A 19295-nucleotide genomic window follows, 5' to 3' on the forward strand; every position below is an offset into this window, starting at 1 on the left:
GAAATGTTCTCATTTTGTTTGCAATACGGAACGTAAGAACATGAGGCGAACATGAGCAGCGATTGCCGCCCCTGCGCGGGTGTGGAATAAGGAGAGAAACGATGGCAACGGCGGATCTACTGGACATGACGAAAATGCGCGACGGCGACAAGCAGAAGGCCCTGGATTCGGCGCTGGCCCAGATCGAGCGGCAATTCGGCAAAGGGTCGATCATGCGCCTTGGCGCCGATAACCCTGTTGCCGAGATCGAGGCGACCTCGACCGGCTCGCTCGGCCTCGACATCGCGCTTGGCATCGGCGGCCTGCCGAAAGGCCGGATCATCGAGATCTACGGGCCGGAAAGCTCGGGCAAGACCACGCTGACGCTGCATTGCATCGCCGAGGAACAGAAAAAGGGCGGCGTCTGCGCCTTTGTCGACGCCGAACATGCGCTCGACCCGCAATATGCCAAAAAGCTCGGCATCGACCTCGACGAGCTCCTGATCTCGCAGCCCGATACCGGCGAACAGGCGCTCGAAATCGTCGATACGCTGGTGCGCTCGGGCGCGGTCAACATGGTGGTGGTCGACTCGGTCGCCGCGCTCACCCCGCGCTCGGAGCTTGAGGGCGATATGGGCGACAGTTCGGTCGGCGTGCAGGCCCGGCTGATGAGCCAGGCGATGCGCAAGCTCACCGGTTCGATCTCGCGCTCCAATTGCATGGTGATCTTCATCAACCAGATCCGCATGAAGATCGGCGTGATGTTCGGCAGCCCCGAAACCACCACCGGCGGTAATGCGCTGAAATTCTACTCCTCGGTCCGGCTCGATATCCGCCGCATCGGCGCGATCAAGGACCGCGACGAGGTGGTCGGCAACGCCACCCGCGTGAAAGTGGTGAAAAACAAGGTCGCCCCGCCATTCAAACAGGTGGAATTCGACATCATGTATGGCGAAGGCATCTCGAAAACCGGCGAATTGCTCGATCTGGGCGTGAAGGCTGGCGTGGTGGAGAAATCCGGCGCCTGGTTCTCCTACGGTGACGAGCGGATCGGCCAGGGCCGCGAAAACTCCAAGACCTTCCTGAAGGAAAACCCGCAGATCGCGCTGGAGATCGAAGACAAGATCCGCGCCGCGCATGGGCTCGATTTCGATATGGGCGCGGATGACGAAGACGCGGGCGACGACATTCTCGAAGCCTGACCGCAGCGGAACCAGAGTGAAAAACGGGCCGGGCAGGGTGCTGCGCCGGCCCGTTTTTCTGCCTGCGCCGGGCGCGGGCATTGGCCGCCGCGAACCGGGCCGCACCCGCAAAACCCGGCTTCTCTTGTGGACAGTCACTTTGCGCTTAATTAAACCGGGACGACGGCCGATGGAGGCCCCAACCTAGCGCCCGGACAAGATTAGACAGATGGCCAGCCTGAACGATATCCGCTCCACCTTCCTCAGCTATTTCGAGAAGAACGATCACAGGGTGGTGGACAGCTCCCCCCTCGTGCCGCGCAACGACCCGACATTGATGTTCACCAATTCGGGCATGGTGCAGTTCAAGAACCTGTTCACCGGCGTCGAACACCGCGATTACAGCCGGGCGACCACGGCGCAGAAATGCGTGCGCGCCGGCGGCAAGCATAACGACCTCGACAATGTCGGCTACACCGCGCGCCACCACACCTTTTTCGAGATGCTCGGCAACTTCTCCTTCGGCGATTACTTCAAGGAGCAGGCCATCCCCTATGCCTGGGAACTGCTGACGAAGGAATTCGGCATCCCGAAAGACAAGCTGCTGGTCACCGTCTACCACACCGACGACGAGGCGGCGGACATCTGGAAGAAGGTGGCGGGCCTGCCGGACGACAAGATCATCCGCATCCCGACGGCGGACAATTTCTGGCAGATGGGGCCGACCGGCCCCTGCGGCCCCTGCACCGAGATTTTCTACGATCACGGCGACCATATCTGGGGCGGCCCGCCGGGCAGCCCGGAGGAAGATGGCGACCGCTTTATCGAGATCTGGAACCTCGTCTTCATGCAGAACGAGCAATTCGAAGACGGCTCGATGATCGAGCTTGAGATGCAGTCGATCGACACCGGCATGGGGCTGGAACGGATCGGCGCGCTCTTGCAGGGCAAGCACGACAATTACGACACCGATCTGATGCGCGCGCTCATCGAAGCCTCGGCGCATGTGACCCATGCCGATCCCGACGGGCCGGGCAATGTGCATCACCGGGTGATCGCCGACCACCTGCGCTCCACCTCCTTCCTGATCGCCGATGGCGTGATGCCCTCGAACGAGGGGCGCGGCTATGTGCTGCGCCGGATCATGCGCCGCGCCATGCGCCATGCGCATCTGCTTGGCGCCACGGATCCGGTGATGCACCGGCTGGTGCCCGAGCTGGTGCGCCAGATGGGGCAGGCCTATCCCGAGCTTGGCCGCGCTCAGGTGATGATCGAGGAAACCCTGCTCACCGAGGAGACCCGCTTCAAGGCCACGCTGGACCGGGGCCTGAAGCTGCTCGACGACGAATTGTCGGAGTTGCCCGATGGCGCCGAACTGCCGGGCGAAACCGCGTTCAGGCTCTACGACACTTACGGCTTTCCGCTCGATCTGACCCAGGACGCGCTGCGCGAAAAGGGCCGCAGCGTCGACACCGCCGGGTTCGACAGCGCGATGGCCGCGCAGAAAGCCAAGGCGCGCGCCGCCTGGTCGGGCTCCGGCGAGGCGGCGGATGCGACCGTCTGGTATGACATTGCCGAGGAAAAGGGCACGACCGAATTTCTGGGTTACGACACCGAACATGCCGAGGGCCAGGTTCTGGCGCTGGTGAAGGACGGGGTGCGCGTCGATGCGGCCACCGTTGGCACCGCGGTGCAGATCGTGGTGAACCAGACGCCGTTCTACGCCGAATCCGGCGGCCAGGTGGGCGATACCGGGCTGATCCGCACCGACAGCGGTTCGGCAAAGGTGTCGGACACGAAGAAGGTGGCCGGCGTGTTCATTCACATCGCCGAGGTGACCGAGGGACGGATCGAGCCGGGCCAGGGCGCCGAGCTCAGCGTCGATCATCTGCGCCGCAGCGCGATCCGGGCCAACCACTCGGCCACGCACCTGCTTCACGAGGCGCTGCGCCAGGAGCTTGGCGAGCATGTGGCGCAGCGTGGCTCGCTTAACGCGCCCGACCGGCTGCGCTTCGATTTCTCGCATAGCAAGGCGCTGACCGAGCGGGAATTGCACAATGTGGCCCGCGAGGTGAACGCCTTCATCCGCCAGAACAGCCCGGTAGAAACCCGGATCATGACCCCGGACGACGCGCGCGGGATCGGCGCGCAGGCGCTGTTTGGCGAAAAATACGGCGACGAGGTGCGCGTGGTTTCGATGGGCAATGCGCCCACCGGCAAGGGCACGGGCGGCGATACCTGGTCGATCGAGCTTTGCGGCGGCACCCATGTGAAGCGCACCGGCGATATCGGCATGTTCGTGCTGCTGGGCGATTCTGCCTCGTCGGCGGGGGTGCGCCGGGTCGAGGCGCTGACCGGCAAGGAGGCGTTTGCCTGGCTGGAGCAGGAAGCGGGCCGGGTGGCCGAGATCGCGGGCGTGCTGAAGGCGCAGCCCTCGGAACTGGTCGACCGGGTGAAGGCGCTGGTCGAGGAGCGCAAGGCGCTGAGCTCGGAACTGGCGCAGCTGAGGCGCGAGCTGGCGATGGCAGGTGGCGCGAAGGAAGCGGCAAAGCCGAAGGAAATCAACGGCGTGAAGCTGATTGCTCAGGTTCTGTCGGGCGTTTCCGGCAAGGATCTGCCGCCGCTCATCGACGAGCACAAGGCGGCGCTTGGCTCGGGCGCGGTGCTGCTGATCGCGGATGTGGACGGCAAGGCCGCCGTGGCCGCCGGGGTGACCGATGATCTGACCGGCACCGTCTCGGCGGTCGACATGGTGCGCGCCGCCGTGGCAGAACTGGGCGGCAAGGGCGGCGGTGGCCGGCCCGATCTCGCGCAGGGCGGCGGCAAGGATGCCGCCAATGCCGAGGCCGCCATCGCCGCTGCCGAAGCCGTGATTGGAGGATAGGATGCCCGCGCTCTGGATCGCTCATGTGACCGTCACCGATGAAGAGGCCTATGGCAAATACGCCAGGCTGGCGGGGCCGGCCGTTGCCAAGCATGGTGGCACCTTCATCGCCCGTGGCGGGCGCTACGTGCAGCTTGAGGGCAAGGACCGCCCGCGCAACGTGGTGGCGCGCTTTGCCTCGGTCGAGGCGGCGGAAGCCTGTTATCACAGCCCGGAATACCAGGCGGCGCTCGACCATGCCCGAGGCGCCTCGGAGCGGGAATTGCTGATCGTCGAAATCGACGAATAGGGCGGGCCGTCATATCATGACGCTCAGCCATGTGCTGCCGCTCCTGCTGCTGATCGCGTCGAACCTGTTCATGACGCTGGCCTGGTATGGCCATCTCGCCTATCCCAATCGCCCGCTGATGCTGGTGATCGTGGCAAGCTGGCTGATCGCCTTCATCGAATACACCCTCGCTGTGCCCGCAAACCGGATCGGGCACCGGGTCTATTCCGCCGCTGAACTGAAAACGATCCAGGAAGTCGTCAGCCTGACGATCTTCCTGGGCTTTTCCGCGCTCTGGCTGAAGGAGCCGGTCACGCTCAATCACGTGGTCGGTTTCGCCTTCATCCTGCTCGGCGCGGGCATCGTCTTTCGCGGGCCGTTCTGAGCCGGGAAGGCCCGGATCAACCGACGGTCTTCGCCGCCCGCTTGCGCTCGTGCGGGTCGAGGTAGCGCTTGCGCAGCCGGATCGCGTTCGGCGTGACTTCGACAAGCTCGTCGTCGTTGATATAGGCAATCGCCTGTTCGAGACTCATCCGCGAGATCGGGGTGAGCCGCACCGCCTCGTCGGTGCCAGACGCGCGCACGTTGGTCAGCTTCTTGCCCTTGAGCGGGTTCACCTCGAGATCGTTGTCGCGGCTGTGCTCGCCGATGATCATGCCGGTATAAACCTTTTCCTGCGGTTCGATGAACATCCGCCCGCGCTCTTCGAGGTTCCACAGCGCATAGGCCACCGCCTCGCCGTTTTCCATCGAGATCAGCACGCCCAGGCGGCGGCCCTCGATGGTGCCCTTATGCGGGGTCCAGCCGTGGAAGACGCGGTTGAGCACGCCGGTGCCGCGCGTATCGGTGAGGAATTCGCCGTGATAGCCAATGAGGCCGCGCGAGGGCACATGGGCGACGATCCGGGTCTTGCCCGCGCCGGAGGGCTTCATCTCGACCAGCTCGCCCTTGCGCACGCCGGTGATCTTCTCGATCACCGCGCCCGAATATTCGTCGTCCACGTCGATGGTCACTTCCTCGACCGGCTCGACGATCTGGCCGTTCTCCTCGCGCATGATCACCTGCGGGCGCGAAATCGACAGTTCGAACCCTTCGCGGCGCATGTTCTCGATCAGCACGCCCATCTGCAATTCGCCCCGGCCCGAAACCTCGAAGGCCTCGCCGCCCGGCGTGTCGGCGATCTTGATGGCGACGTTCGACTCGGCCTCTTTCATCAGCCGGTCGCGGATCACGCGGCTTTGCACCTTCTTGCCGTCGCGGCCCGCGAGCGGGCTGTCATTGATGCCGAAGGTGACGGTGATGGTCGGCGGGTCGATCGGCTGGGCGTCGAGCGGCGTATCCACCGCCAGCGCGCAGATCGTGTCGGCGACGGTGGCCTTGGTCATCCCGGCGAGCGAGACGATATCGCCAGCCACGCCCTCGTCGATATCCTGCTGGCCGAGGCCGCGGAACGCCTGCACCCGGGTGACGCGGAATTGCTCGATCTTCTGGCCGATGCGGCTGAGCGCCTGCACGGTCTGGCCCACCTTCACCCTGCCGCTTTCGACACGCCCGGTCAGGATGCGGCCCACGAACGGGTCCGACCCGAGGGTGGTGGCGAGCATGGTGAAATCCTCGTCCTGATGCTTGATCTGGCGCGGCGCGGGCACATGGTTCACGATCAGGTTGAACAGCGCGTGCAAATCCTTACGCGGCCCGTCCAGCTCCGGGTCGCACCAGCCGGAACGGCCCGAGGCGTAGAGATGCGGGAAATCGAGCTGGTCGTCATCGGCGCCGAGATTGGCGAAAAGATCAAACACCTCGTCAAGCGCGCGGTCGGGCTCGGCATCGGGCTTGTCGACCTTGTTGAGCACGACGATGGGGCGCAGGCCGAGGGCGAGCGCTTTCGAGGTGACGAACTTGGTCTGCGGCATCGGCCCTTCGGCGGCATCGACCAGCAGCACCACGCCATCGACCATGCTCAGGATGCGCTCCACCTCGCCGCCGAAATCGGCGTGGCCGGGGGTGTCGACGATGTTGATCCGGGTGACTTTCCACTCAACACTGGTGGCCTTGGCCAGAATGGTGATGCCGCGCTCGCGCTCAAGGTCGTTGGAATCCATCGCCCGCTCGGCGACCGCCTGGTTTTCGCGAAACGCCCCCGATTGCTTCAGGAGCTCGTCGACAAGCGTGGTCTTGCCGTGGTCGACGTGGGCGATGATGGCGATGTTTCTCAGGTCCATGGGGCGTCCTTTGTGCGCGTTCCGCGGGGCCATAGCCTGCGCACGGGTGAAACGCCAGCCCTATAGCGCAATCCGAAAAGTGTGAAACGGTTTTCGGGGCAGGTTGCGTTGCGCTCAGCTTACCACATACCAGTCGCGCCGGTGGTTGAAGGCGATCACCAGATTCAGCACCAGCGCGCCGAGCAGCGACCACAGCACCCGGTCGGGCGGCAGGATGAAGGCGGCGGCGGCAAACAGAGCTACGTCATGCAGGATCTGGGTGAGCCCGGCGCGGATGCCGAACCGGTCCTGCAGGATCAGGGCGACGATGGAAACGCCGCCAAGGCTGCCGGAATGGCGAAACAGGCCAAGCAGGCCGACGCCGGCGGAAACGCCGAACAGCACCGCTGCCGCGCCGGGGTGGATGGCGCCCACATCGAAGAGCGGCTTCAGCGCCTCGGCGAGCAGCGAGACGAGGGTGACGGTGGCGAGGGATTTGAGGAAGAACACCCGGCCGCGCGCCTTGTAGGCCAGCGCGTAGAAGGGGATGTTGACGAGGAAGAAGGTCAGCCCGAAGGACCAGCCGCCGAGATAGGAGAGGATGAGCGCAAAGCCCGCCGTGCCGCCCGTCACCAGCCCCGCCGCGCGCAACAGGTGAATCCCCAGCGCCGCCTGCAGCGAGGCGACGAGCAGGCCCTGCACGTCTTCATGAACGGCATAATGCGGGGCGGTATTTGGGTCAGCAACCATGACCCTTATATGCGCCTGCCGCGCGATCAGGTCAAGAGGGTTGACCTACTGGGCGATGTAGCGGTCGCGCCGGTGGTTCATGGTGATGAGCAGGTTCAGCAGCACCGCGCCGGCCAGCGACCAGGCCACGACGGGGGCCGGGAAGATAAACACCGCGACGACGAAGACAATAAGGTCGAAGCCGAGCTGGATGATCCCGGCGCGGATGCCGGCCTTGTCCTGGATGTAAAGCGCGAGGATGCCGACGCCGCCCAGCGTGGCGCCGTGACGAAACAGCACCAGCAAGCCGGTGCCCGCCGTGATCCCGGCAAAGAGCGCGGCAAGGGCGGGATGCGACACATCGAGCGTGACGAACCGGCTCATGAGTTCGGTCAGGCCCGAGAGCAGCGCGACGGCAAGAAAGGTCTTCACGGTGAAGCGCCAGCCCATCCGGGCCAGCGCGAAGCCGTAGAAGGGCAGGTTGAGCAGGAAGAAGACCAGGCCGAAAGACCAGCCGGAGACATAGGAGAGCACCAGCGAAAGCCCGGCGATCTGCCCGGTGATCAGCCCCGATGCCTGCAGGAATTGCACCGAGAGCGCCACAAGCCCGGTGCCGGTGACGAAGGCCAGCGCGTCTTCGAGCTTGGTGTGCTGATCGGGCGGAGCGGAGAGAAGCAGCATGGGGGCCTCGCGGGGGATGACGCGGGCCAGATAGCGCCGCGACGCAGAAAAGGCCAGCCCCGGAGGGCCGCTAATGCGGCGCGGTGCCCGAAAACAGGTGGATGACGAGGATGCCGCCAAGGATCATCGCCATCCCGGCGACGGCGGGCAGATCGAGCCGCTGGCCGAACACCACGAAGCCGATGGCGGCAATGAGCACGATGCCAAGCCCCGACCAGATCGCATAGGCGATGCCGACGGGCATGAACTTGAGCGCCCAGCCGAGCAGGGCAAAGCTGATCGCATAGGCGACGACCACCAGCGCCGACGGCGCGAGGCGGGTGAATTGCTGGCTCGCCTGCAGGGCGGTGGTGCCGATGGTTTCGGCGACAACGGCGAAAAACAGGATGAGGTAGGGCATCGGCGGACTCGTCGGGATGAAACATTGGGGGAGGGCGGTGACGCCCGCGCCACGCTAGCCGCGCCGGTGGCGGAAGGCCAGCCCCGCCGTCTCGCTCAGCCCGCCCGGCTGCGGTAATGGTCGAGCACGTAAACCCGGATTGCTGAAGCGAGCCCGGCGGAGACGCCGCGCGCTTCGTCGATCTCGGCGGCGAGCTCGTTGATCCCCTTGCCCTGTTCCTCGGCGACGGCGCGGAAGGCATCCCAGAACGCATCTTCGAGCGACACGCTGGTGCGGTGGCCGCGCAGGGTCAGCGAATGCTTGCGGGGGCGGGCGGTCATTCTGTCTCGTGGCCCTCGTGATCGCGCCTGGCTTTCTCGGCCCGGGCGCGTTCCAGCTCTTTCTGCGCCTTGCTGCGCCCGAACTTCACCGCATTCTCATCGCCTTTGCGCGCCTTGTCGGCGCGGGCTTTCTGCTTGCGGAACCGGTTGAGGTTGGTGACCTTCGACATGGCCGCAGCATAGGCCCGAGCCGACGAGCGGACCAGTCCCGTTTCTCTTCTCTGTTCCGGAAATACCGCGGGGGTGAGCCCGGCACGGGCGAGGGGGCAGAGCCCCCTCTGCCGCTCAGCCCTTCGGGCCGATCATGTCTTCGGGCCGCACGATCCGGTCGAAGGTTTCGGCATCGACGAAGCCGAGCGCGATGGCCTCTTCCTTCAGCGTGGTGCCGTTCTTATGCGCGGTCTTGGCCACCTTGGTGGCGTTGTCGTAGCCGATGGTGGGGGCGAGGGCTGTGACCAGCATCAGGCTTTCCTTCATCAGCTTGTCGATCCGCGCCGCGTTGGCCTGAATGCCCGACAGCATCCGCTCGGTGAAGCTGTCGGCCACGTCGCCGAGAAGCTGGATCGACTGCAAGAGGTTATAGGCCATCATCGGGTTGTAGACGTTAAGCTCGAAATGGCCCTGCGATCCGGCGAACTTGATCGCGGCGTCATTGCCCATCACATGGGCGGCGACTTGGGTCATCGCCTCGGCCTGGGTCGGGTTGACCTTGCCGGGCATGATCGAGGAGCCGGGCTCGTTTTCCGGCAGGATCAGCTCGCCGAGGCCCGAGCGCGGGCCGGAGCCGAGGAAGCGGATATCGTTGGCGATCTTGTACATGGCGCCGGCCATTGTGGCGAGCGCGCCGGAGAGGAACACCATCGCGTCATGCGCGGCCAGCGCCTCGAACTTGTTGGGCGCGGTGACGAAGGGCAGGCCGGTGATGCGCGCCATGTTGGCGGCCACGTCCTCGCCCCAGCCCGGCCGGGTGTTGAGCCCGGTGCCGACGGCGGTGCCGCCCTGGGCCAACTCGTAGATCCCCGGCATCGCCGCCTCGATGCGCTTGATGCCATTGCGGATCTGCATCGCGTAGCCCGAGAATTCCTGGCCCAGCGTCAGCGGCGTGGCATCCTGCGTATGGGTGCGGCCGATCTTGATGATATCGGCGAATTCGGCGGATTTGGCTTCCAGCCCGGCGGCGAGTTTGTCCAGCCCCGGCATCAGCACGTCGCGCACCGAGGTTGCGGCGGCGATATGCATCGCGGTCGGGAAGGTGTCGTTCGACGATTGGCCCATATTGCAATGGTCGTTCGGGTGGACCGGATCTTTCGAGCCGATCACGCCGCCGAGGATCTCGATGGCGCGGTTGGCGATCACCTCATTGGCGTTCATGTTCGATTGGGTGCCCGAGCCGGTCTGCCAGACGACGAGCGGGAAATTGTCGTCGAACCTGCCTTCGATCACCTCGCCGGCGGCGGCGATGATCGCATCGGCGATGGTCGCGTCCAGCGCGCCGGCCTCTTTATTGGCCTCGGCGCAGGCCTGCTTGATCACGCCAAGGGCGCGGATCACGGCGACGGGCTGTTTTTCCCAGCCGATCGGGAAATTCATCAGCGAACGCTGGGTCTGCGCCCCCCAGTATTTGTCGGCGGGCACCTCGAGGGGGCCGAAGCTGTCGGTTTCGGTGCGGGTCTTGGTCATCGGGGCCTCCCATGTATACACTTGCATGCCGTTTAACGCCCCAAAGGGCGCGGCGCAATCGCGGGTAACGCTAACGGCTATTTGCGGAAGCTGTCGAGGCGGACGACGTCGGCATCTTTCTTGTCGCCGCTCTGGTCGGGCGTGGCATCGCCGCCGGCGGGCGGCAGCGGATCGTCGCCATCTTCCCCGGCCTCGTCGCTCTCCTGCGTCTCGAACCGCAGGCCGAACTCGACGGAGGGGTCGACAAAGGTGCGGATCGCGTCGAACGGGATGTACATCCGCTCGGGATTGTTGCCGAAATTGAGGGTGATGGCAAAGCCGTCCTCATCGACGTCGAGATCCTCGAACCAGTGCTGCATGACCACGGTCATATCCTCGGGAAAGCGGTCCGACAGCCAGTCGGCCAGCTCCACGTCCGGGTGGCCGGTATCGAAGGAGATGAAGAAATGATGCGCGCCGGGCAGGCCGTTCTCGGCCACATCGGACAAGACCCGGCGGATCAGGCCACGCATGGCATCATGCATCAGGTTGCCGTAATCAATCGAACGCGACATCGCGAATTCCCGGGGCAGCTTTGCCCTCACCATAAGGGATTCGGATGCGAAGAAAAGGGCATGCGTGGATGTGGGGGGAAGTGCAGGCTTCTGTTGCCAGGTGCCTGCGAACCCCGCCTTACGCGGCTAGGCGCAAGGGCTTAAGTTTCGATCTTCCGCACCGCTTAGGCGGCGAGGGCGATCGGAGCACGATTGTCGTTGGCAATTATGCTTTTCGGACCGATAACGGTGGTACCTCACCGGGACAAAGCTAACCCTTTTAGACGTTCGTCGATCCTGTTTCGGCCCCATGTCCCCCCAACGAAGGGTGATTGGTGGAGCCGCCGGGTACCGCCCCCGGGTCCGATCCGCTTATTACGAGCGCGTTTATGTCCATAGCCGGTTGCCCGGCAGGGGGAATATAGGGGGTGGGGCGGCGGCTGTGAAGGGGCAGCCCGCCGGTGGAACGCCGAAATCTTACTAAGATTTCGGCCCGGTTTCTTAGAAAGAAACCGGGATCTGAAGCTCGGTGGAAAAGAGCGGCCGCACCGCCGCGCGCTTGCAGAAGATCACCACCTGACCGGAGTTTTCCACCGCCCGATAGCCGCGCCGCTCGATCTCGGCGCGAAACAGCGCCCAGCCGGCATAGCGCTCGATATCGCGCGCCTTGCGCTGGATCACCTCGCCGCGTTGCGCGGCTTTCGACGCAAAGAGCGCGTCGAGCCAGCCTTGCGGCGTGAGGGGGGGAGCATTGGGCCTGTCCATGCCGCGACGATCGCTCATTGCGGTTAATTGCCGGTTAACAGACTTCATTTCCGCGCCCCTGCGCTCTATCAGTGGCAAAACGGATCGGGAGGGCCGCATGTTCAAAGCACTTATTCTGGAACAGGACGCCGAGGGGCTGGCCAGCGCCAGCATCCGCGAGATCGGTGAAGACCGGTTGCCGGCGGGCGACGTGACCGTTGCCGTCGAGTATTCCACGGTGAATTACAAGGACGGGCTCTGCCTTTCGCCCAAGGGCGGCGGGCTGGTGCGCAACTACCCCCATGTTGGTGGGATCGACTTTGCCGGCACCGTCGAAGCCTCCGACGACGCCCGCTACAAGCCCGGCGACAAGGTCGTGCTGACCGGCTGGCGGGTGGGCGAGGTGCATTGGGGCGGCTATGCCCAGAAGGCGCGGGTGAAGGCCGATTGGCTGGTGCCGCTGCCCGAGGGGCTGACCACGGCTCAGGCGATGGCGGTGGGCACCGCCGGGTTCACCGCGATGCTGGCGGTGATGGCGCTTGAAGATCACGGGCTAAGCCCCGAGAAAGGCGAAGTTCTCGTCACCGGCGCGGCGGGCGGCGTCGGCTCGGTGGCCACCGCGATCCTGGCCAATCTCGGCTATGAGGTGGCGGGTGTGACCGGGCGGCCGGAACAGGAAGGCTATCTCAGGGGCCTGGGCGCGGCGCGGATCGTTCCGCGCGCCGACCTCGCCGAGACCGTGAAGCGCCCGCTGGAAACCGAGACCTGGGCGGGCTGTGTCGATGCCGTGGGCGGGGCAATGCTGGCGCGGGTGCTGGGGCAGATGAAATACGGTGCCTCCGTCGCTGCTGTCGGCCTTGCGGGCGGCGCGGCGCTGCCGGCGACGGTGGTGCCCTTCCTGCTGCGCGGGGTGAACCTGCTCGGCATCGATTCGGTGATGCAGCCGGTGGAGAACCGCAAACGCGCCTGGGCGCGGGTGGCGCGCGATCTGCCGATCGACAAGCTCGAAGCAATGGTCCAGCCCGCAACGCTGGCCGATCTGCCCGCGCTCGGCGCGGCAATTTTGAAAGGCCAGGTCAAGGGCCGTGTGGTTGTCGACGTGAACGCCTGACCGGAGACAAAAGCGACCCTGAATGTCGCTTTTTGGAAATTTTTCGCCGCAGACCTTTGCGGATCGCTCAAAAAATGGGCTAGCCTCGATGCAAGGGCGGACGTGATGCAGGCCCGCTGCATCGCCCCCCGAAGCCAAAACGACGCGAGGGGACCGACCCGCGCGACGCCAGGGCGTCCCGAGGGCTGATCCACCCCGCGCAGAGGGGAGAGATCATGTTCCGACACATCATGGTGCCGGTCGATCTGGCGCATGAAGAGCGGCTGGGGCACGCGCTGAGCGTCGCCGCCGACCTTGCCAGGCACTGGAGCGCCCGGGTCACCTATGTGGGGGTGGGTACCAATACGCCCGGCGTCCTGGCCCATACGCCCGAGGAATACACAGCCCGGCTCGCCGCCTTCGCGCAGGCACAGGGCGTTGCCCACGGGATCGAGGCGGCGGCGCATGCCACCATCGCCCATGACCCGACAACCGATCTGGACGATGCGCTGTTGCGCGCGGTCGACGAGACCGGGGCCGATCTCGTGGTGATGCAAAGCCATATCCCGGGGCTGATGGACTACGTCTGGCCCTCCAATGGCGGCAAGATCGCCGGTCATGCCAGCGCCTCGGTTCTGGTGGTGCGCGGCTGAGCCCGCGCGAGACAATTCAAGAGTAGCCAGGGAGAAGGAGATCGCGATGAGCGACACAGACAGCCAGGGCATACCCGCACCAGAGGGACACGCCCAGATCATCGAGACCGAGTACGAGATCGGTCAGGACAATATCGAAACCTCGATCGGGCCTTTCGGCCTCGACATTCACAACCCCGTCTTCCTGATTTCGGGGCTCGCGATCATCGCCTTCGTGTTCTACGCGCTGGCGCTGCCGGAGCAGGCCGAGGCCTTCTTCGGCTGGTTGCGCCCGGCGATCACCGCTCAGTTCGACTGGTTCTTCCTCGGTGCGGCCGACATCTTCGTGCTGTTCTGCCTGTTCCTGATCGTCAGTCCATGGGGCGGGGTGCGGCTGGGCGGGGCCGATGCGCGGCCCGATTACAGCTATATCGGCTGGTTTGCGATGCTGTTTGCCGCCGGCATGGGGATTGGCCTCATGTTCTACGGCGTGTCCGAACCGATGAGCCATTTTTCCACCGCGCTCGGCGGGGTCACCGAGGAGGGCGGCGTGCGCACCGACTGGGCGCCGCTTGGCGCGGCGGCGGGCAACGAGGCCGAGGCGATCCGGCTGGGCATGGCGGCGACGATCTTCCACTGGGGCCTGCACCCCTGGGCGATCTATGCCGTGGTGGCCCTGGCTCTGGCTTTGTTCAGCTATAACAAGGGCCTGCCGCTCACCATTCGCTCGGCCTTCTACCCGATCTTCGGCGACCGCGTCTGGGGCTGGGTCGGCCATGTGATCGACACGCTGGCGGTGTTCGCCACGCTGTTTGGTCTTGCCACGTCGCTCGGCTTCGGCGCGACGCAGGCCAATGCCGGGCTCAACATGCTGTTCGGCATTCCGGTGGGGCCGACCACGGAGGTGATCCTGATCACCGCCATCACCTCGGTGGCGCTGATCTCGGTGGTGCGCGGGCTCGACGGTGGGGTCAAGGTGCTCTCCGAGATCAATATGGGGCTGGCCTTCCTGCTGCTCGCCTTCGTGCTGCTGGCCGGGCCGACGCTCGCCATTCTCACCGGCTTCGGCTCCAGCCTCGTCGCCTATATCGAGTATCTGCCGGCGCTCGCCAACCCGGTGGGCCGCGAAGACCTGAACTTCTCGCAAGGCTGGACGGCCTTCTACTGGGCCTGGTGGATCTCCTGGTCGCCCTTCGTGGGCATGTTCATCGCCCGCGTCAGCCGGGGCCGCAGCGTGCGCGAATTCATCATCGCCGTGCTGCTGGTGCCCTCGCTCGTCTGCGTGCTCTGGATGACCGTTTTCGGCGGCACCGCGATCCAGCAATATGTGCAGACCGGCTATGAGGCGGTGATGAACGCGCCGCTGGAGCTGAAGCTTTTCGAGATGCTGAAGGAACTGCCGCTCACCGCGATCACCTCGTTTGTCGGGATCATCCTCGTGGTGGTGTTCTTCGTCACCTCGTCGGATTCCGGCTCGCTGGTGATCGACACGATCACCGCCGGCGGCAAGGTCGACGCGCCGGTGCCGCAGCGGGTGTTCTGGGCGATCTTCGAGGGCGCCGTGGCGATCGCGCTGTTGCTCGGCGGCGGGCTTTCGAGCCTTCAGGCAATGGTGATCTCCACCGGACTGCCGTTCACGCTGGTGCTCTTGCTGATGTGCTGGGCGATCATCCGCGGGCTTCAGGCCGAGAAACGCGGGGCGTAAAACAGCGCCCGCCCGCGGCGTTTCCGCGGGCGGGCGTTTTCGTGCCGTATCAGTCCGCTATGCGGCGGTCTTGATCTCGACCTTGTGCGCCGGGCGCTTCGCCCCGGCCGGTTTCGGGATCGTCACGGTGAGCACGCCGTTTTTCATGTCGGCCTGCACTGTGTCGGGGTCGATCTCGAACGGCAGGCGGGTGGTGCGGCGGAACGAGCCGGTGCGCCGTTCGAGCCGGTGATATTCACGGCCCTCATCGTCATCGGTCGTTTCTTCCTCAGCCACCTTGTCGCCGCGGATCGTGATCGTGTCGCCACTGATCTCGATATCGAGATCGTCGCGGTCGATCCCCGGCAGATCGGCGGTGATGCGAATCCCGGTTTCGGTCTCGCTCACATTGGTGCGCATCCGAAACTCGCCTTTCATCAACTCGCCCCGGTCGAAATCTTCGATCAGGCTGTCGATCTGCCTGCGCAGGGCGTAGAACGGGCTTTTCTCGTCTTCGCCCCAATCGCTCCACATCGTCGGGAGCCAGTCACGTTTGTTTGTCATCGAACCCTCCTGTATCGAGTGGCCAACAACAGAAGTGATCTACCACTCATCCCGAGTCGTTGCCTTGATCGCCGTCAACAGCATCGGGCCGGCGCACAAAAAAACCGGCTTGGGGACGGTCCCCCAAGCCGGGTGGCACGGGTGGGTCAGTCGGCCCTGGCGATGCGGACGAACCCGCCGGTTTCGCCTTCGAGCACCCCGTGCTCGGCGCCGGTGGGTTTGACCATCGCGTCGAGCAGCACCGGCACCGGGGTCCAGTAGGGGATATACCATTCCTGGTCGACTTCGAGGATCAGCACCGTGTCGGCGGCGGCGTCATACGCGCCGATCACCGAAACATGCGGGCCATCCCAGTCGCCGGTCACCACGCCCTGGTTGAAATAGACCAGCAGGGCATCGTCGGCGCTGGCCTCGTTGGCGGCCAGCCAGTCGCGCAGCGTGGCGAGGGTCTCCGCCGTCGCGGCTTGCGGCTGGAAGCTTTCGACGCGGGTGCCCGCCATCGCGAGGCTGGCCACCGCGGCTTCGGTGAAGCTCACAAGCTGGTCGAAGCGCACGCCGTCGCCGCCTTCGGCGGACAGCGCCGTCCACTCATCCGAGCCGACCAGGTCGAGCAGGCCGGGCTGGGTCAGCACCGTGTCTTCGGCATTGGCGGGCAACCCGTTCAGCCCGTTCACCGCGGCGGTGACGGCGGCGATGGAACAGGCGGAGGTGGTGTATTGCGGTTTTACGAAAGAGGCGAAAGCCCAGTAATCCGGGGCCGGGCTTTGGCGGAGGTAATCGGTCGCGTCGGTGACCGGGGTGGCGTTGGGGCCGAGTTTCGGCAAGGCATCACCGTCCTGCGCCAGAACCGGACCGGCCGCGACGCAGGCGAGGAGCGCAAGCATTCTGCGCATGATCTGTCTCCAAGAAAAAACCGGCACCGGGCCGGCAGGCCATAGTCGCCCAACCCGGGCCGCCCGCAAGCGAAATTTAGCGACATGGACGGGCCGCGCGCGCGCGCCTAGGCTGGCGGGCGAGTCGGCAAGGAGAGCGCAATGAGCTTGGATATGGACTGGGTGCGGGCGCAATTCCCCGCGTTTTCGGAGCCTTCGCTGGCGGGGCAGGCCTTCTTCGAGAATGCCGGCGGCAGCTATGCCTGCGCCCCGGTGATCGACCGGCTCACGCGGTTCTACCGCGAACGCAAGGTGCAGCCCTATGCGCCTTACGAGGCCAGCCGCCTTGGCGGCGCCGAGATGGACGAGGCCCGCGCCCGGCTGGCGGCGATGCTGGGGGTGGAGAATGATGAACTTTCCTTCGGCCCCTCGACCACGCAGAACACCTATGTGCTGGCGCAGGCGTTCCGCCAGATGCTGCAGCCCGGCGAGGCGATCGTGGTGACCAATCAGGATCACGAGGCCAATTCCGGCCCCTGGCGGCGGCTGGCCGAGGCGGGGATAGAGCTGCGCGAATGGCGGATCGACGCCGAGACGGGGCATCTCGACCCGGACCGGCTCGACGATCTGCTGGACGAGAAGGTGCGGCTTGTCGTCTTTCCGCATGTCTCCAACATCGTCGGCGAGATCAACGACGTGGCCGCAATCACCGCGCGTGCCCATGCCGCCGGTGCATTCGTCTGTGTCGACGGGGTGAGCTATGCACCGCATGGCCTGCCCGATGTGGGGGCGCTGGGGCCGGATATCTATCTGTTTTCCGCCTACAAGACCTATGGGCCGCATCAGGGCATGATGGTGATCCGCCGCGCGCTCGGTGACGTGCTGCCGAACCAGGCGCATCACTTCAATGCGGGCGTGCTTTACAAGCGCTTCACCCCGGCGGGGCCGGATCACGCGCAGGTGGCGGCAAGCGCGGGGATGGCGGATTACATCGAGGCGCTTTCGGCCCGTCATGGCGGGCCGCAGACGGGGGCGGGCGCGGCGCGTAAGGCGCATGATCTGATGCGCGCGCAGGAGGTGACGCTACTCCAGCCGCTGCTCGACTACCTTGCCGCGCGCAACGATCTGCGGCTGATCGGCGCGCGCGAGGCCGGCGCGCGCGCCCCGACCGTGGCCGTCGATCTGCACCGGGCGCCGGAGCCGGTGGCAGCGGCGCTGGCCGATCACGGGATCATGGCGGGAGGCGGCGACTTTTACGGCCACCGCCCGCTGACCGGCCTCGGGATCGACCCCGATCAGGGCGTGCTGCGGCTCTCCTTCGTGCATTACACCTCCGAGGCGGAAGTGGCGAAGCTGATCGACGCGCTCGACGCGGTGCTCTGAGCACCGATGCACGGCACGCCGCCCGTTCTGCTCTGGCTGCGCCGCGATTTGCGGCTGGCCGACCATCCGGCCCTGCGGGCGGCAATCGCCACCGGCCAGCCGGTGATCCCGGTTTTCATCCGCGACGACAGTGTCGATGGGCTGGGCGCGGCGGCGCGGTTCCGATTGGGTCTTGCGCTGGTGGCTTTGGCGGAGGGGCTGGGCGCTCTGCAGAGCCGCCTCACGCTGCGGGCGGGACCGGCAGAGGAAACGCTGGCGGCGCTTATCGCCGAGACCGGGGCGAACGCGGTTTACTGGACGCGCCTTTACGATCCAGCCAGCATCGCGCGCGATACCGCCGTGAAGGCGGCGCTGACGGCGCGCGGGGTGCGGGCCGAGAGCTTTCCCGGTCATGTGCTCTTTGAGCCGTGGAGAGTGGCTACCGGGCAGGGCGGGCCATACCGGGTGTTCACCCCGTTCTGGAAGGCGGTGCGCGCGCGCCATCCCGGCGTACCGCTCGACGCGCCCCGGCGCCTCGCGCCGCCGCAGGCCTGGCCCCGGAGCGATGAACTGGCCGCGTGGCGGCTCGGCGCGGCGATGAACCGGGGCGCGCCGATCGTTGCCGCGCACCAGTGCCCCGGCGAGGCGGGCGCGGCGGCGCGGCTGGAGCGGTTTCTCCATGAGCGGATCGCAGACTACGGCGCAGGGCGCGATTACCCGGCGCAGGCGGCGACCTCCGGCCTGTCGGAAAACCTTGCCTGGGGCGAGATCGGCCCGCGCCAGATCTGGGCCGCCGGCTGGCGGGCGCTGAACGAGGGCGCGGCGGGGGCGGAGGATTTTCTGCGCGAACTGGCCTGGCGCGACTTCGCCTACCACCTGATGTTTCATTTCCCCGCGCTGGTCACCGGCAACTGGCGTGCGGAGTGGGACAGCTTCCCGTGGCGCGGCGACCCGGAGGCGCCGGAGGTGCTGGCCTGGCAGCAGGGGCGCACCGGCGAGCCGCTGGTGGATGCGGCGATGCGCGAAATGTATGTCACCGGCAAGATGCATAACCGCGCCCGGATGATCGTGGCGAGCTACCTCACCAAGCACCTGCTGACACATTGGCGGATCGGGCTGGACTGGTTTGCCGAACATCTGACCGACTGGGACCCGGCCTCGAACGCGATGGGCTGGCAATGGGTGGCGGGGTCGGGGCCGGATGCCGCCCCCTATTTCCGGGTGTTCAACCCGGCGACGCAGGCGAAAAAGTTCGATCCCGACGGCGCCTACCGTGCCCGCTGGATCGCCGAGGGGCAGGCGCATCCGCCCGAAACGGCGCTGCGCTATTTCGATGCGGTGCCACGCCGGTGGCGGCTCAGCCCCGCCGCCGCCTATCCCGATCCGGTGGTCGACCTCGCCGAAGGCCGGGCACGGGCGCTGGCGGCCTATGCGGCCCATCGCGGCGGCTGAGGCATTTCGCCCTTGCGTGCGGCGGGCCTGCTGCCGAGA

Annotated in this window: 20 protein-coding genes and 1 other RNA gene; 9 read left to right on the forward strand and 12 right to left on the reverse strand. The window is 65.9% G+C overall.

All coding sequences use genetic code 11. The features are described from left to right. Positions 1-101 precede the first annotated feature (101 nt). The 4 genes from recA to QMG28_RS18555 all read left to right on the forward strand — a co-directional run bounded on the left by recA (position 102) and on the right by QMG28_RS18555 (position 4697). Positions 102-1181: a recombinase RecA gene (gene recA, locus QMG28_RS18540; RefSeq protein WP_281843730.1), complete on the forward strand. Its 1080-nt coding sequence runs from the start codon at positions 102-104 to the stop codon at positions 1179-1181. A 208-nt stretch (positions 1182-1389) separates the two neighbouring features. Beyond that, positions 1390-4044 carry an alanine--tRNA ligase gene (gene alaS / locus QMG28_RS18545; protein ID WP_281843731.1) on the forward strand — a complete coding sequence of 885 codons (2655 nt, stop codon included), beginning with the start codon at positions 1390-1392 and terminating at the stop codon, positions 4042-4044. A 1-nt stretch (position 4045) separates the two neighbouring features. Further along, positions 4046-4333, forward strand: a complete 288-nt coding sequence (locus QMG28_RS18550; protein WP_281843732.1) for a DUF1330 domain-containing protein — start codon at positions 4046-4048, stop codon at positions 4331-4333. A gap of 16 nt (positions 4334-4349) precedes the next feature. Beyond that, positions 4350-4697 carry a DMT family protein gene (locus tag QMG28_RS18555; RefSeq protein ID WP_281843733.1) on the forward strand — a complete coding sequence of 116 codons (348 nt, stop codon included), beginning with the start codon at positions 4350-4352 and terminating at the stop codon, positions 4695-4697. Positions 4698-4713: 16 nt separating this feature from the next. Here the strand turns inward: QMG28_RS18555 and typA are convergent, their stop codons facing one another. From typA to QMG28_RS18605, 10 genes are all read right to left on the reverse strand, one after another. Next, complete coding sequence (gene typA / locus QMG28_RS18560) at positions 4714-6534, reverse strand: translational GTPase TypA (RefSeq protein ID WP_281843734.1); 1821 nt, start codon at positions 6532-6534, stop codon at positions 4714-4716. 114 nt (positions 6535-6648) lie between these two features. Beyond that, entirely contained in the window at positions 6649-7263 is a 615-nt protein-coding gene (locus QMG28_RS18565) for a YitT family protein (RefSeq protein ID WP_281843735.1), read from the reverse strand. Between the two features lie 45 nt (positions 7264-7308). After that, entirely contained in the window at positions 7309-7923 is a 615-nt protein-coding gene (locus QMG28_RS18570; protein WP_281843736.1) for a YitT family protein, read from the reverse strand. A gap of 70 nt (positions 7924-7993) precedes the next feature. Beyond that, the gene (locus QMG28_RS18575) at positions 7994-8323 is read right to left on the reverse strand and encodes an SMR family transporter (protein WP_281843737.1); all 330 of its coding nucleotides are present in this window, start codon (positions 8321-8323) and stop codon (positions 7994-7996) included. A gap of 95 nt (positions 8324-8418) precedes the next feature. Continuing rightward, positions 8419-8643, reverse strand: coding sequence for a ribbon-helix-helix domain-containing protein (locus QMG28_RS18580; RefSeq protein ID WP_281843738.1), 225 nt, complete (start codon positions 8641-8643; stop codon positions 8419-8421). Further along, positions 8640-8813 carry a DUF4169 family protein gene (locus QMG28_RS18585; protein ID WP_281843739.1) on the reverse strand — a complete coding sequence of 58 codons (174 nt, stop codon included), beginning with the start codon at positions 8811-8813 and terminating at the stop codon, positions 8640-8642. The genes QMG28_RS18580 and QMG28_RS18585 overlap by 4 nt, the downstream gene beginning before the upstream one ends. 115 nt (positions 8814-8928) lie before the next feature. After that, a complete protein-coding gene (fumC, locus tag QMG28_RS18590; RefSeq protein WP_281843740.1) occupies positions 8929-10323 on the reverse strand; it encodes a class II fumarate hydratase in 1395 nt (464 codons plus the stop codon). Positions 10324-10400: 77 nt separating this feature from the next. Further along, positions 10401-10877, reverse strand: a complete 477-nt coding sequence (locus tag QMG28_RS18595; RefSeq protein WP_281843741.1) for an SspB family protein — start codon at positions 10875-10877, stop codon at positions 10401-10403. Positions 10878-10956: 79 nt separating this feature from the next. Continuing rightward, positions 10957-11307, reverse strand: a transfer-messenger RNA (tmRNA) gene (gene ssrA, locus QMG28_RS18600). 50 nt (positions 11308-11357) lie between these two features. After that, the gene (locus QMG28_RS18605) at positions 11358-11639 is read right to left on the reverse strand and encodes a hypothetical protein (RefSeq protein ID WP_281843742.1); all 282 of its coding nucleotides are present in this window, start codon (positions 11637-11639) and stop codon (positions 11358-11360) included. A 79-nt stretch (positions 11640-11718) separates the two neighbouring features. Here QMG28_RS18605 and QMG28_RS18610 point away from each other — a divergent pair, with 79 nt between their 5' ends. The 3 genes from QMG28_RS18610 (at position 11719) to QMG28_RS18620 (ending at position 15027) form a co-directional block, all read left to right on the forward strand. Further along, positions 11719-12711, forward strand: a complete 993-nt coding sequence (locus tag QMG28_RS18610) for an MDR family oxidoreductase (RefSeq protein WP_281843743.1) — start codon at positions 11719-11721, stop codon at positions 12709-12711. Positions 12712-12926: 215 nt separating this feature from the next. Next, positions 12927-13343, forward strand: a complete 417-nt coding sequence (locus QMG28_RS18615; RefSeq protein ID WP_281843744.1) for a universal stress protein — start codon at positions 12927-12929, stop codon at positions 13341-13343. 46 nt (positions 13344-13389) lie between these two features. Then, positions 13390-15027 (forward strand): BCCT family transporter, encoded by a 1638-nt coding sequence (locus tag QMG28_RS18620; RefSeq protein WP_281843745.1) that lies wholly within the window; start codon positions 13390-13392, stop codon positions 15025-15027. A 57-nt stretch (positions 15028-15084) separates the two neighbouring features. On the opposite strand, the gene QMG28_RS18625 is transcribed toward QMG28_RS18620, so the two are convergent. Further along, positions 15085-15570: an Hsp20/alpha crystallin family protein gene (locus QMG28_RS18625; protein WP_281843746.1), complete on the reverse strand. Its 486-nt coding sequence runs from the start codon at positions 15568-15570 to the stop codon at positions 15085-15087. Positions 15571-15716: 146 nt separating this feature from the next. Next, entirely contained in the window at positions 15717-16463 is a 747-nt protein-coding gene (locus tag QMG28_RS18630) for a phytochelatin synthase family protein (RefSeq protein ID WP_281843747.1), read from the reverse strand. Positions 16464-16604: 141 nt separating this feature from the next. Here QMG28_RS18630 and QMG28_RS18635 point away from each other — a divergent pair, with 141 nt between their 5' ends. Both QMG28_RS18635 and QMG28_RS18640 read left to right on the forward strand, forming a co-directional pair. Then, complete coding sequence (locus QMG28_RS18635) at positions 16605-17825, forward strand: aminotransferase class V-fold PLP-dependent enzyme (RefSeq protein ID WP_281843748.1); 1221 nt, start codon at positions 16605-16607, stop codon at positions 17823-17825. A gap of 6 nt (positions 17826-17831) precedes the next feature. After that, complete coding sequence (locus QMG28_RS18640) at positions 17832-19256, forward strand: cryptochrome/photolyase family protein (RefSeq protein ID WP_281843749.1); 1425 nt, start codon at positions 17832-17834, stop codon at positions 19254-19256. Positions 19257-19295 lie beyond the last annotated feature (39 nt).

Origin of the sequence: Sinisalibacter aestuarii, assembly GCF_027923545.1 — a bacterium.
In the GTDB taxonomy this organism is placed as follows: domain Bacteria; phylum Pseudomonadota; class Alphaproteobacteria; order Rhodobacterales; family Rhodobacteraceae; genus Sinisalibacter; species Sinisalibacter aestuarii.

Bases quoted from the DNA above. Each gene is read 5' to 3' on its own strand.
- recA (WP_281843730.1), top strand. From the start codon at position 102: ATGGCAACGGCGGATCTACTGGACATGACGAAAATGCGCGACGGCGAC.
- alaS (WP_281843731.1), top strand. From the start codon at position 1,390: ATGGCCAGCCTGAACGATATCCGCTCCACCTTCCTCAGCTATTTCGAG.
- QMG28_RS18550 (WP_281843732.1), top strand. From the start codon at position 4,046: ATGCCCGCGCTCTGGATCGCTCATGTGACCGTCACCGATGAAGAGGCC.
- QMG28_RS18555 (WP_281843733.1), top strand. From the start codon at position 4,350: ATGACGCTCAGCCATGTGCTGCCGCTCCTGCTGCTGATCGCGTCGAAC.
- typA (WP_281843734.1), bottom strand. From the start codon at position 6,534: ATGGACCTGAGAAACATCGCCATCATCGCCCACGTCGACCACGGCAAG.
- QMG28_RS18565 (WP_281843735.1), bottom strand. From the start codon at position 7,263: ATGGTTGCTGACCCAAATACCGCCCCGCATTATGCCGTTCATGAAGAC.
- QMG28_RS18570 (WP_281843736.1), bottom strand. From the start codon at position 7,923: ATGCTGCTTCTCTCCGCTCCGCCCGATCAGCACACCAAGCTCGAAGAC.
- QMG28_RS18575 (WP_281843737.1), bottom strand. From the start codon at position 8,323: ATGCCCTACCTCATCCTGTTTTTCGCCGTTGTCGCCGAAACCATCGGC.
- QMG28_RS18580 (WP_281843738.1), bottom strand. From the start codon at position 8,643: ATGACCGCCCGCCCCCGCAAGCATTCGCTGACCCTGCGCGGCCACCGC.
- QMG28_RS18585 (WP_281843739.1), bottom strand. From the start codon at position 8,813: ATGTCGAAGGTCACCAACCTCAACCGGTTCCGCAAGCAGAAAGCCCGC.
- fumC (WP_281843740.1), bottom strand. From the start codon at position 10,323: ATGACCAAGACCCGCACCGAAACCGACAGCTTCGGCCCCCTCGAGGTG.
- QMG28_RS18595 (WP_281843741.1), bottom strand. From the start codon at position 10,877: ATGTCGCGTTCGATTGATTACGGCAACCTGATGCATGATGCCATGCGT.
- QMG28_RS18605 (WP_281843742.1), bottom strand. From the start codon at position 11,639: ATGAGCGATCGTCGCGGCATGGACAGGCCCAATGCTCCCCCCCTCACG.
- QMG28_RS18610 (WP_281843743.1), top strand. From the start codon at position 11,719: ATGTTCAAAGCACTTATTCTGGAACAGGACGCCGAGGGGCTGGCCAGC.
- QMG28_RS18615 (WP_281843744.1), top strand. From the start codon at position 12,927: ATGTTCCGACACATCATGGTGCCGGTCGATCTGGCGCATGAAGAGCGG.
- QMG28_RS18620 (WP_281843745.1), top strand. From the start codon at position 13,390: ATGAGCGACACAGACAGCCAGGGCATACCCGCACCAGAGGGACACGCC.
- QMG28_RS18625 (WP_281843746.1), bottom strand. From the start codon at position 15,570: ATGACAAACAAACGTGACTGGCTCCCGACGATGTGGAGCGATTGGGGC.
- QMG28_RS18630 (WP_281843747.1), bottom strand. From the start codon at position 16,463: ATGCGCAGAATGCTTGCGCTCCTCGCCTGCGTCGCGGCCGGTCCGGTT.
- QMG28_RS18635 (WP_281843748.1), top strand. From the start codon at position 16,605: ATGAGCTTGGATATGGACTGGGTGCGGGCGCAATTCCCCGCGTTTTCG.
- QMG28_RS18640 (WP_281843749.1), top strand. From the start codon at position 17,832: ATGCACGGCACGCCGCCCGTTCTGCTCTGGCTGCGCCGCGATTTGCGG.